The following is an 11,206-nucleotide window of genomic DNA, read 5'->3' as shown; positions in this document are numbered from 1 at the left end:
GGGTGGAAAGGGGAACAGCCGCTTTCGGTGATCCGATGGACAGAGCGAACCACGCACGCTCCCGCCATACTGATTGTAATTTGCTGACCGACTTACCATCTATCCTCCACCGTTCAGCAAATTCAGCATGTGGACGGCTGAGAGATGTGACGCGCTCCCGCTTAAACGCAGAGGAGCAGCATTATGGCCCGGCCGAAAGATAACACTTCTTCACGCGACCTCAGTATAAACTCGTGGGAAGACGATGGCGGATGTGTTCAGCCTGATTGGCAACATCGCGACCTCAATTCCTTGCTCGCGCAAGAGCAAATTTCCATTATGAACGCTGAAATAGCTGTAAGCGGTGCGGCGTATGAATTTCATCGCGACGCCTCTCTACATACCCGGCAGCTAGTCAACGCTACTCCGTATCCTGAGCATGGCCCCCATGTCTTCGCCCAGGAACGTGCAGGGAAAACGGCTGATTATGGCGAAAGCCTCAAGGCCTTAAAGAGAGTTGTGGAAAGGAACGAGCGCTTGTTAGCGCGCGAGTTTGCCGACGGCCAAGTCAGCGGCAAGGCATTCCAGAATCGTAGCCGATTCCTGAGGCAAGATCGGGCAAAGATAGTTGCTATGTCGCATGCTGCTCGCACGGAGAATGCATCGTGACAACGAATGTGGAACTGGGAAATGGACCGGGACTGGGGCTAGCACCACTCTCTGAAGCGGAAGTGACCGAAATGGCGAACCTTGGGATTTTGCGCCGACCGATCGACTCCTTTAGCGTTGGCGCATTCCGATACAGCAAGCTGAAGGAAGCAATCGCGCAGGCCAAGCGGCAGCTTTCTGAGCGGACCCGGAACGGTTCTAAGGTCTGAAACTGGTCGTTTCCGCCCAAGTACCGAGCGGCCTAATCATTGCTGGTTGAGCACTGCCCTTGCGAGAACAGGCGAACCTCGCGCCAATCCCACTCATCCAACTCCGGCTAACCGCTGCGCGATAAGGCTTCGTATCCTTCTCCCTCCGAGGGAGAAGGAATGCCGGTCGCTCGCCGAAACCGATCGCGCCTTTCGCGATCAGCCGTTGAAGCCGACCGAGAGGAATCCGGGCACCGGGCCGTTCCAGCCATCGTCCGGGCCTTCGTCGACTTCGTGGCGGCGCTGGCGCTGCGGCGGGGCGGCGCGATCCTTGCGATCTTCCCGCGGGCGATCATCGCGGGGACCGGAGCGCGCGCGGCCGTCGCGCCTGTCGCTGCCGCGACGGTCGTCCTTGCGGTCGCGGCCTTCGCTGCGCTTGTCTTCGCGCGACACTTCGGCACGATCCGCGCCGGCCGACAGTTCGGCATAGGCGATCTTGGTGCCGATCAGCTTCTGGATATTGTCGATCGCCTCGGCGTCGGCCTCGCTCACGAAGGTGTAGGCAACGCCCTTCGCCCCCGCGCGACCGGTGCGGCCGATGCGGTGGACATAGTCGTCCGGATGCCAGGGCGCGTCGAAATTGAAGACGTGGCTGACGCCCTTGATGTCAAGGCCGCGCGCCGCGACGTCCGAGGCGACGAGGATGTTGACCGTGCCCTCACGGAAGCGTTCAAGTTCGGCGATACGCGACGACTGGTCGATGTCGCCGTGGATTTCGCCCGACTTGTAGCCATGGCTCTGGAGGCTCTTGTTGAGTTCGCGCACGGTGGTCTTGCGGTTGCAGAAGATCACTGCGCTCTGCACGTCCTGCGCGTCGAGCAGCGCGCGCAACGCCTCCCGCTTCTTGCGCGAATCGACCTTCACCAGATGCTGGGTGATGTTAGTGGAAGCCGTCGCCGGACGCGCCACCTCGATCGACTTGGGGTTGGAGAGGAAGCGATCGGCCAGCTTCTTGATGACAGGCGGCATGGTCGCCGAGAAGAGCAAAGTCTGGCGCTGCGCCGGCAGTTTGGTGCAGATTTCCTCGATATCCGGGATGAACCCCATGTCGAGCATGCGGTCCGCTTCGTCGATGACCAGCATGTTGCAGCCATTGAGCAGGATCTTGCCGCGCTGGAACAGGTCCATCAGGCGGCCCGGCGTCGCGATCAGCACGTCGACACCCTTTTCCAGCGCCTTGATCTGATCCCCCATCTGCACGCCGCCGATCAGCAGCGCCATGGAAAGCTTGTGATATTTGCCGTATTTCTCGAAATTCTCCGCCACCTGGGCGGCGAGTTCGCGGGTCGGCTCCAGAATCAGGCTGCGCGGCATGAGCGCGCGCGCGCGGCCATGGGCAAGGATGTCGATCATCGGCAGCACGAAGCTGGCGGTCTTGCCCGTTCCCGTCTGGGCGATGCCGATAATATCCTTCATCATCAGCACCGGCGGGATCGCCTGCGCCTGGATCGGCGTCGGCGTGTCGTAACCGGATTCGGTTACGGCCTTGAGCAATTCGTCGGAAAGGCCGAGATCGGCAAAAGTCATTCAATTGTCCGGGACAGGAGGTTGGCCACCGAACGCGTCCGCACGATGGAAATCCGGCGCGCCTTGCCGGAAATATCGGTCCCTTGTCAAGAAATTCACGCTGTTGGCAGCGAAAAGCGCCGATCAATCGTCCGGTTCTGCAGCGATCAGGCGGCGGAAACTGTCGATGGCGCAGCTCATCCCGCTGCGCGCCTGCAATTCGTCACGTCCCGAACAGAGCGATCCATCCTCATGCGGTTCGACATAGAAGCCCGAATAGAAGCCGATCGAATCGCATCCCCGCTCCAGCCGGGCGCGGTAGCGATGCTCGTCCGCCAGCATCAGGTCCACGCCATTGCGCACGACGATGCTGGCCCCGCGAATCGATCGCAGGGCGATGCAGCGCGGGCCCTTCTTCTCTTCCCATTCCTCGTCGGATGCGGGCGCGATTCGCGACGGCGCCTTGCCCTTGCGGGCCATCGGCACGCGAATGATGACGCGCTGCTGGATCGTCAACTGCGCCATCTGCACAGGCTCGGCGGCAGGCGCGACAAGAAGCAGCAAAACGGAATGAAGCAAATCGGACCCCTTCTTGGAGCGGCACGCTATCGCCATATGGTTGAACAGTCGATGAATTCTGAGGCATAGGTGCAACCATGATCGGACAGCATATTATCGACCGCTTCGCTGCCCTGCTCGGACCCAAGGGGGTAACGAGCGAGCAGGATGATATCACCCCCTGGGCCAGCGACTGGCGCGGCCGCTATCATGGCGCGGCGGCGGCGATATTGTCGCCCGCCTCGACGGCGGAAGTCGCCGCGACGGTGAAGCTGGCGGCGGAACTGGGCGTGCCGCTGGTGCCGCAGGGCGGCAATACGTCGATGGTGGGCGGCGCGACGCCGCCGGCGGATGGCTCCGCCCTGATCCTGTCGCTGCGGCGGATGAATCGCATCCGCAGCCTGTCGTCGGACGACAATCTGGCGGTGTGCGAGGCGGGCGTGATCCTGAGCGTGCTGCATGACGCCGCCGAAGCGGCCGGGCGCCGCTTTCCGCTTAGCCTGGGCGCCAAGGGTTCCGCCACCATCGGCGGGCTTATCTCGACCAATGCCGGAGGGACGCAGGTGCTGCGCCACGGGACGATGCGCGCGCTGGTCGAGGGGGTCGAGGCGGTATTGCCCGACGGTAGCGTCTTCGATGGGCTGGATGCGTTAAAGAAGGACAATCGAGGCTACGACATCAAGCAGTTGCTGATCGGCGCGGAGGGCACTTTGGGTGTCATCACCGCTGCCTCACTTCGACTGGTATCGGCGATCGCCAGCCGCGCGGTCGGCTGGATCGGAGTGGAGACGCCCGCCGATGCACTTCGCCTGCTGCGTCTCGTCGAGGAGAGGCTGGGCGACAGCGTCGAGGGTTTCGAGGTAATCGCCAACGACACGCTGGGCTTCGTACTGGGCCATGTTCACGGCACGCGATCGCCGATCGAAACGCGGACGCCCTGGCATGTGCTGATCGAGATCGACCATGCAGACCTGTCCGAACCCGGCCCGTCCGACCGGCTGGAAGGCGCGCTGGCCGAAGCGTTCGAGCGCGGCATTGCCGTCGACGCCGCCATCGCAGCGAACGAGGCGCAGGCCGAGGCTTTCTGGCGCATCCGCGAATCGCTGTCGGAATCGGAAAAGGCGCAGGGACCGGCGCTGCAATATGACATCAGCGTGCCGGTGGCGAAAATGCCCGCCTTCATGATCGAGACGGCGGCGGCGGCCGAGGCGACCTTCCCTGGAACCACCGCTTCCTCCTTCGGCCATCTGGGCGACGGCAATGTCCATTTCCATGTCCGCGCCCCCAAAGGCACCAGCGACGGCCCCGCCTGGATCGCGGCGCAGGGACAGACGATCAACGCCTTCGTCCATGATGCCGTGGTAGCGGCGGGCGGATCCATCTCCGCCGAACATGGCATCGGCCAGATGAAACGGGCGGAATTGGCTCGCCTCTCCAGTCCAGCGCGAATCGGCGCGTTGCGGGCGATCAAGACAGCCTTCGATCCCAAGGGGCTGTTCAACCCCGGCAAGCTGATCCCCCTGCCCGACGAAGGCTGACGCAACGGGCGTACGGGCCGCCGACAAAGCGATTGCGCCCGACCCGCAAGGCCTATATCGCCCTGCCCCAATCTACGGCCCCGCGGCGCAAGTCGAAGCGCCGCATCATTTGAGAGAATGGACCTGATCATGGCGAGTGCGCCCGCGAATAATCTGCCGATCTTCTACAACGATCTGATCCCGCTCAGCAGCCAGGATCACGCCGATTACAAGACGCGTTCTGTGGATTCGGCCCCGTTCCTGATCAGCCAGCACGCCGTGCCGCTGACCGTCGACGAGTTCGTCACCGCCCAGCGCTTCACCCCGATCATCTTTTCGGCCGGCAATGACAGCGTGCCGCTGGCGCTGATGGGCCTCAACGAAGGCGTCAACATCTTCGTGGACGATGAAGGCAAGCTGCGTGGCCCGGCCTATGTCCCCGCCTATGTCCGTCGCTATCCCTGGATGCTGGCCAAGCTGCGCCCCGACAGCGACGAACTGTCGCTCTGCTTCGACCCGACCAGCCCGGCGCTGGGCGCGTTCGAGGAAGGCCAGCCGCTGTTCGAGGACGGCAAGCCCAGCGAACTGACCCAGGGCGTGCTGAAATTCTGCGAGGATTTCGAGCAGGCAGCAGCCCGCACCGGCCAGTTCGTCCGCGACCTGCAGGAAATGGATTTGCTGATGGATGGCGAAGTGTCGATCCAGACGCCGATCGCCGATCAGCCCTTCGTCTATCGCGGCTTCCGCATGGTCAATGAGGAAAAGCTGCGCGACCTGCGCGGCGACCAACTGCGCAAGATCAACCAGAGCGGCATGCTGCCGCTGATCCACGCCCACCTCTTCTCGCTGCAGCTGATGCGCGAGATTTTCGAGGCGCAGGTGAACCAGGGCAAGGGCCCGATCACCGTTCCGGCGGCTCCGATTGCGGCACCGGCCGACGCCTGATTGAGAAATGCACCGGAAACGGTTCAAATAATTGATGGAAAGGGCAGCGCATCTCCCCTTGAAAGGCGATGCGACCTGCCCTATCTATTAGTCATACGGCGCACCTGCCCCCCTTTCGGGTGTGTCGTATGGGCGCCTCCCCCTTTTGGAGGCGTCTCCTCCCTGAACCTTGGCCACCCCATGCTTGCATGGGGTGGTTTTTTATTGTGCTGATGATGGAAGCCCGCTCTTTCGCTTGACGCAGCCAACCTGCCTGCTAAACGCCTGCCCCTGCCGGTCGCCCATGCGACCATATGGCCCCTTCGTCTAGCGGTTAGGACGCGGCCCTCTCACGGCTGAAACACGGGTTCGATTCCCGTAGGGGTCACCACCTTCGTATCTCAGAAGGTGCCAAGACATGCCATAAACGGCTGTTTTCTGAGACTTTCTTATGATATCTTCGTCGCATACGGAGCGACTGGATACCACTTCATACCAACAATCCGCTGGTACATTCGATGGTAGATGGACGCTTCCCTGACGGGAGATACCATCATGGCGTTGACTGCCGTTGCCATCAAAGCGGCAAAAGGCCGCGACAAAGCGTACAAGCTCACTGATAGCGACGGACTGTTCCTGTTCGTCACGCCGAAGGGCGGACGCTACTGGCGGATGAATTATCGCTATCTGGGCAAGCAGAAGACTCTCGCCTTTGGCGTATATCCTGACATCGGTCTTGCCGATGCGCGGGCACAAAGAGATGCAGCGCGAAGGCTGCTAGCCAAAGGTGAAGACCCTGGCGAACGAATCAAGCTCGATCGAATTGCTGCCACCGTCGCGGCCTCCAACAGCTTCCAGGCGGTGGCTGAAGAATGGCTATTGAAGGCCGAGCGGGAGAACCGCTCCGCTGCCACGATGAAGAAACTAAGTTGGCTGTTGGACTTCATCAACGCCTCGATCGGCAAACGCCCCATTGCCTCGATCACGGCGCAGGAACTCCTCATCATGCTTCGCAAAATGGAAAGCAAAGGCAAGTATGAGACAGCCAAGCGCCTACGCAGCACATGCAGTCAGATATTCCGATATGCCATTGCCACGGCTCGGGCAGAGCGCGACGTGGCGGCCGATCTGCGCGGGGCGCTGATTGCGCCTCAGCCGGTCCATCGGGCCGCCATTACGGGCGCCCACCAGGCAGGCGGGCTATTGCGGGCTATCGAGGCGTTTGAGGGGCATGACAACACCAAGGCAGCGCTGCGCCTCCTCCCCCATGTTTTTGTTCGCCCGGGCGAACTGCGCCATGCCGAATGGGCAGACTTTGATTTCGACAATGCCTTGTGGACCATCCCGCCGCACAAGACCAAGATGCGTCGCGCCCATACCATTCCCCTCTCCCGTCAGTCTCTCGCCATCCTTCGGTCCATCGAGCATGATGTCGATTACAGCCGCTTCCTGTTCCCGTCGTTGCGCGCGGTGGATCGGCCCATGTCGGAAAACACCATCAATGCCGCCTTGCGGCGTATGGGCTTCGCCCAAGACGAAATGACTGGGCACGGCTTCCGGGCGATGGCAGCGACCTTGCTCAATGAGATGGGGTTATGGCATCCCGACGCCATCGAGAGGCAGCTTGCCCATTGCGACAATAATGCTGTGCGGCGCGCCTATACGCGCGGGGAATATTGGGACGAGCGCGTGCGAATGATGCAGCACTGGTCCGACCATATCGATTTCCTTCGGGATGGTGCAAAGGTACTGCACGCATCGTTCAAAAAGGCCGACCATAAGGATCGTGATCAAATCTCGTTGACGTCAAACCCTGCAGCAGTCTGGAATGAGGCTCTGCCGCCTCACAAGGAAGATATCAGACGATAATCCAACGACCTGGCGAATTCAGCTTTGCGCCCTTTATTGCCGTCCAAGAGCGGGATTGCTGATTTCAGAACCGGCCGCTCGTTCGCTTAGTTGATATGCTCGGCCTCGTTGAGCGGTCGCGTCAAACTGGTCAAACATTTTGTCGCCAGCGCAGCCCTTCAGCGTCGCCAACTCAGCTTCACCCGTCCAGTTGAAGCCATCGCTGTTCGGTTTGGGCAGGCTCGCGCCAGCCCTAGCGTCGTGCCACCGTTACGGCTCATCCCGCGGTACGGCTATCCCGCGCGTTGATAATCGCCTTCAAACGTCACATTCATGCCGTACGCGCCGATCCAGTTGTCCTCGCTGACCGCCAGCTTGTCGGGGCCAGAGAATGTAAGCAGTGTGGTCGTGAACTCGCTCCCGAACAGTGAGCGCCGGTAGGCAAGCTTCCGCTCGGAAGTAACGATCCCGAGGAATTCGAGTGTTCCGAAGTTCGGACCGTTCGGGCGCTCAGGCCCCCAGAGCGCATGGCCGGAGACATAATATTGCACGTCGCCGTCGAAACTGTCGGGAAGTGGGGTGAGCTTCAACTCCGCGCTGTTGGCACCGGTCCCAAGCCGGATCCAAGTTCCGGCGAACGGATCGGTCGGTGGCGTAGTGATCGATCCGAAGTGGACCTGCTGAGTGAAAGCGACATTGATTGTGCGTGAGAGTTCCTCGCGAAACGCCTTAACCTCGCCAATCGTCAGGTTTTTACGCTGCGACGATATACTGTCATATTCATCGTGGTGTGCAAAGCACAAGAAAGCAAGGTTATCCTCGGCGCTGTTCGCATTGTTCTTGTCGAGGTGCGCGATCTGGCCCGACATCATCCGGGTATCGCGATTAAGCCCGAAACATATGCAGCAACGACGCCGCGCGCGGATGAGGACGGCGGTTTCGGTCGCCTTTGGGATCGGTTTGCGGGCCACCAGGCCAGGCTAGCGGCTGTTTTCAACCAAGTGAATAGCATTCGCTTCTTTATTTGACCGAATACCCACCCAAGACGGCAAGCGTCGCACCGGACCTCTTGCCTGGCGACATCCGAGCATTTGTCAAGCGGCAGCTAATCGCGCGATCAAGGTCGCAAGCTGTCAGACCGCAATCGGCCATCTGCAGTCATTCTTCATGGCTTGGTGAAAGATGATTTCTCCCATCGAAAGAGCCGTGAGGATGACCAATTGGGCAGGTGATCTGCCCACAAAGGAATGTCGGATAAGACAAAATTGATGAGGATCGCGTTCGATCAATAGCGGTAGAAGTGGGTATGAATCGCAGCATCCTCACGGCTATTCTTACTGTATCGTTGACGTCAGTCGGGACCGCTCAGAGCGCGAAACGATGTCCCGGGGTCGAAAATGGCTTGCGTGATTTTGGCGACGCGATTGCCACAAGTGGCGTGCTGAAGGTCAATGGTGATGGCGCCCAAGCCGCCTACACGCCCGACAATGCAGGCTACATCTATCTCGCCAACGGCATGAACATCATCGAAAATGGCAGGAGTATGGAATGCAAGGAGCAAAGGCTGTCCCTATGCAATCGGCTCTTCGCCGAAGCAGTCCAGAAGAAGTTTGTTGTCGGATCTCAGGAGTTCTGCCTGTTTGCCATTGAGGTTGCTTCGCTTGGCGAGAATGCGCTTTCTAAATGTCCGGATCGAGACGGCTTCATCGTTGGCAACGGCAAGGGCGCCCCCAAAAAAGGGCGATCAGTTCGAAATATCCAAGGCGGGATAAGCGAAACGTATATTTCGACGACTGCAATGCAGCACATGAAGAGCGGAACACGAGCTCAGCTTGATGCCTTGACTGTGCCAGCGCTTGTGGCGCCGAAAGCGCGGGGCAACCTATTGGGCGCCTTGGTCTTGTTGCGATATGAGAACAGGGAGGCTTTTGCGATTGTCGGTGATACCGGCCCTGCCTTCACTGAAGGATCGATCGCGCTGCATCAAATGCTCCGATACGGTGAACTCAAGCCGCCGTCTCCTCCGGGCATAATAGCAGCGGAGGAGCGGTGCCGCGCAGCCGAAATAGCGATTCAGCCGCCATATATGTCGCGAGGCGATAACGGCCGGGACGATCAATGCCGAATGGATGGAAAGGCGCAAGGCCCGGCAAACGTGCGCGCTTGGGGGAATATCGGTACGGTAAAAAGCCCCGTTCAAATCATCGTTTTTCCAAAATTGCGTGTTCCGATGAATGGGCGGCTCGCGACGGTCGAACTGACCGCAGACTACATCCAGCACTTGGCGAGCCGAACCATGGATCGAGCCAGGATCGAGGAGATACGGAAGTGCTTCTAAAAGGATGTCGAGTTGCAGAAAAATGCGCGTCAGCCGCCATCGTCGGGCTGCTTGCCATAGTGCCGTCACCGGCCCTCGCCGACCCTGCGACACATAGGATGGTTTTGTCGGCCCATGATGTGTCGCATGACGGGCTGACAAGTTGCCTGATTCAAGCCGAGATCACGAATGTAGGAAATGGGCCCAGCACCGATTTCACGACGCGTTTTGGGTTCCTAGGACACCCCGGTCTCGAGCCAGGAACTCTGGCATATTTTCGCTTTAGATGGCCTGCACTGGCACCCAACGCGAACGCCACAGAGTCCGACCATGTCGAAGGGATGCAGTGCACGGGCATAGAGGTCACGACGGTGATGGGCGAAGGGCCGAGCGGAATGGCGGCCTTCATCAAGGTGGATGTTGCCCCGCTTGCGGCTCCCCAGGTAGAAAAGCAGGCGATTTTGGTCGACTGATGAGGTCATTGGCGTGCTATTTCAGAAACGCGCGAACGACCGGTTCAGTGTCGGCTGACATCAATGCACCCGCCCGCGGTTTCCCTTATGGGGGTGGCCAAGCGTCATCCTTGCGTCGCGCTCCGGAAATACAGCCAATTTTTTACCGTCCGGCTTCCTCAGCCAAGCTTTCCATGGGATGCCGCCTCTCCCTGATCCGCTTGGCAGAATTCACTGAAAGGCTGCGTGAGGACGCTCGATCAACGAGATGGAGGCCGCGCTTCAGGAACGACAGCGCGGCGCATCCGGTCAAACTCTACCGTTTTCGCTGTAACTGCGCGGATCAGCGATCCAGCGATTGACAGCCGACTCGTGCCAACCGGCGCCATGGACGCTGATTGGCACTTGTCTGGGGAATGTCCCTTCCGCAATCTTGCGGTAGAGGGTCGAACGCGAAAGCCCGGTGCGGGCGAGAACGGTCTTCATTCTGATAATACGTTCGGGATTATTCATGGAGCAAATCTTTCAACTCATGGTGTTGCATGCGCCTCCCGTGGGTCAGCATCGGGCGTCTCCGCCTGCACGGCAAAGGGCCTGAAGGGCGCGCATGGGATCGATTGGACCCAGTAGGGCGACGCTTGTGGTCTCTGGAGGTCGATAGAGGACCGTGGTGGAATTTAGCGTATGACCAATCTTATCAGACGATCAGCGCAAATTTTATCTCACCTTGTCCCAGCGACACGTCCAATCGTGTCTGAGATCGCGATGTTCGCGATCGGTACGCTTTGCTTATGTCGAGTCGTTCATGGCAAAAACTCCATTTCGGGAGGTCTGCCCGCCACTGATCAGGCTGCTTCAAATGATGCCGCGGCGCAAGAGAGGAAGCGTTATCAGCGCTTTCCGGTGTCGCGCTCGCTCTCCAGCCGTTTGACTTCGCGCTCCACGATGTCGCGGATGAACTTAGCACGGCGGTTTGGACCGATTAGATCGTCTATCCGCTCGGCCAGCCCTTCCGGCAAACGAACGACAGTTGTTTTCACTCCGAGCGGCGGTCTTCCCATGGAATCGTCGTAGCCCGCCATTTCACCGGTTCAATCACCGTCAAATTAACCGATATCGCTTATTGATAAATAATCGCCAATCGCTGTATAAGCGATATCTGTTAATCGGCTTGGCGGTAATTTCTTC

The 11,206-nt window shown here is 59.7% G+C and carries 12 protein-coding genes and 1 tRNA gene; 8 read left to right on the top strand and 5 right to left on the bottom strand.

The window, feature by feature from the left end; genetic code table 11:
• Positions 1–183 precede the first annotated feature (183 nt).
• Together DM806_RS03265 and DM806_RS03260 are read left to right on the top strand one after the other, a co-directional pair.
• Positions 184–648 (top strand): hypothetical protein, encoded by a 465-nt coding sequence (locus DM806_RS03265; protein WP_179041249.1) that lies wholly within the window; start codon positions 184–186, stop codon positions 646–648.
• Positions 645–857, top strand: coding sequence for a hypothetical protein (locus tag DM806_RS03260; RefSeq protein ID WP_179041250.1), 213 nt, complete (start codon positions 645–647; stop codon positions 855–857). Before DM806_RS03265 ends, DM806_RS03260 begins: the two co-directional genes overlap by 4 nt.
• A 198-nt stretch (positions 858–1,055) precedes the next feature.
• On the opposite strand, the gene DM806_RS03255 is transcribed toward DM806_RS03260, so the two are convergent.
• Complete coding sequence (locus DM806_RS03255; RefSeq protein WP_179041813.1) at positions 1,056–2,423, bottom strand: DEAD/DEAH box helicase; 1,368 nt, start codon at positions 2,421–2,423, stop codon at positions 1,056–1,058.
• A 123-nt stretch (positions 2,424–2,546) separates the two neighbouring features.
• Positions 2,547–2,981 carry a hypothetical protein gene (locus tag DM806_RS03250; protein ID WP_179041812.1) on the bottom strand — a complete coding sequence of 145 codons (435 nt, stop codon included), beginning with the start codon at positions 2,979–2,981 and terminating at the stop codon, positions 2,547–2,549.
• Positions 2,982–3,058: 77 nt separating this feature from the next.
• Here DM806_RS03250 and DM806_RS03245 point away from each other — a divergent pair, with 77 nt between their 5' ends.
• The 4 genes from DM806_RS03245 to DM806_RS03230 all read left to right on the top strand — a co-directional run bounded on the left by DM806_RS03245 (position 3,059) and on the right by DM806_RS03230 (position 7,270).
• The gene (locus DM806_RS03245; protein ID WP_179041811.1) at positions 3,059–4,498 is read left to right on the top strand and encodes an FAD-binding oxidoreductase; all 1,440 of its coding nucleotides are present in this window, start codon (positions 3,059–3,061) and stop codon (positions 4,496–4,498) included.
• Between the two features lie 129 nt (positions 4,499–4,627).
• A complete protein-coding gene (locus DM806_RS03240; RefSeq protein ID WP_179041810.1) occupies positions 4,628–5,422 on the top strand; it encodes a SapC family protein in 795 nt (264 codons plus the stop codon).
• A gap of 295 nt (positions 5,423–5,717) precedes the next feature.
• Positions 5,718–5,792 (top strand) — tRNA-Glu (locus DM806_RS03235).
• Between the two features lie 164 nt (positions 5,793–5,956).
• Positions 5,957–7,270, top strand: a complete 1,314-nt coding sequence (locus tag DM806_RS03230) for a tyrosine-type recombinase/integrase (protein WP_179041809.1) — start codon at positions 5,957–5,959, stop codon at positions 7,268–7,270.
• 272 nt (positions 7,271–7,542) lie between these two features.
• Here the strand turns inward: DM806_RS03230 and DM806_RS03225 are convergent, their stop codons facing one another.
• Positions 7,543–8,220 (bottom strand): hypothetical protein, encoded by a 678-nt coding sequence (locus DM806_RS03225; RefSeq protein ID WP_179041808.1) that lies wholly within the window; start codon positions 8,218–8,220, stop codon positions 7,543–7,545.
• Between the two features lie 335 nt (positions 8,221–8,555).
• On the opposite strand from DM806_RS03225, the gene DM806_RS03220 reads away from it, so the two are divergent.
• A complete protein-coding gene (locus DM806_RS03220) occupies positions 8,556–9,587 on the top strand; it encodes a hypothetical protein (protein ID WP_179041807.1) in 1,032 nt (343 codons plus the stop codon).
• Positions 9,588–9,691: 104 nt separating this feature from the next.
• Positions 9,692–10,039 (top strand): hypothetical protein, encoded by a 348-nt coding sequence (locus tag DM806_RS03215; RefSeq protein WP_179041806.1) that lies wholly within the window; start codon positions 9,692–9,694, stop codon positions 10,037–10,039.
• A gap of 288 nt (positions 10,040–10,327) precedes the next feature.
• On the opposite strand, the gene DM806_RS03210 is transcribed toward DM806_RS03215, so the two are convergent.
• Together DM806_RS03210 and DM806_RS03205 are read right to left on the bottom strand one after the other, a co-directional pair.
• On the bottom strand, positions 10,328–10,531 hold the full coding sequence (locus tag DM806_RS03210) for a helix-turn-helix transcriptional regulator (protein WP_179041805.1): 204 nt from the start codon (positions 10,529–10,531) through the stop codon (positions 10,328–10,330).
• A gap of 377 nt (positions 10,532–10,908) precedes the next feature.
• The gene (locus tag DM806_RS03205; RefSeq protein ID WP_179041792.1) at positions 10,909–11,100 is read right to left on the bottom strand and encodes a hypothetical protein; all 192 of its coding nucleotides are present in this window, start codon (positions 11,098–11,100) and stop codon (positions 10,909–10,911) included.
• Between the last annotated feature and the right edge of the window lie 106 nt (positions 11,101–11,206).

Source organism: Sphingobium lactosutens, from assembly GCF_013393185.1.
In the GTDB taxonomy this organism is placed as follows: domain Bacteria; phylum Pseudomonadota; class Alphaproteobacteria; order Sphingomonadales; family Sphingomonadaceae; genus Sphingobium; species Sphingobium lactosutens_A.
The sequence above is the reverse complement of the archived record's forward strand: the minus strand, read 5'-3'. Positions and strand labels throughout refer to the sequence as shown.

Excerpts from the sequence above, each read along its gene's own strand:
- DM806_RS03240 (WP_179041810.1), top strand. The coding sequence starts at position 4,628 with ATGGCGAGTGCGCCCGCGAATAATCTGCCGATCTTCTACAACGATCTG.
- DM806_RS03205 (WP_179041792.1), bottom strand. The coding sequence starts at position 11,100 with ATGGCGGGCTACGACGATTCCATGGGAAGACCGCCGCTCGGAGTGAAA.
- DM806_RS03220 (WP_179041807.1), top strand. The coding sequence starts at position 8,556 with ATGAATCGCAGCATCCTCACGGCTATTCTTACTGTATCGTTGACGTCA.
- DM806_RS03255 (WP_179041813.1), bottom strand. The coding sequence starts at position 2,423 with ATGACTTTTGCCGATCTCGGCCTTTCCGACGAATTGCTCAAGGCCGTA.
- DM806_RS03230 (WP_179041809.1), top strand. The coding sequence starts at position 5,957 with ATGGCGTTGACTGCCGTTGCCATCAAAGCGGCAAAAGGCCGCGACAAA.
- DM806_RS03265 (WP_179041249.1), top strand. The coding sequence starts at position 184 with ATGGCCCGGCCGAAAGATAACACTTCTTCACGCGACCTCAGTATAAAC.
- DM806_RS03245 (WP_179041811.1), top strand. The coding sequence starts at position 3,059 with ATGATCGGACAGCATATTATCGACCGCTTCGCTGCCCTGCTCGGACCC.
- DM806_RS03210 (WP_179041805.1), bottom strand. The coding sequence starts at position 10,531 with ATGAATAATCCCGAACGTATTATCAGAATGAAGACCGTTCTCGCCCGC.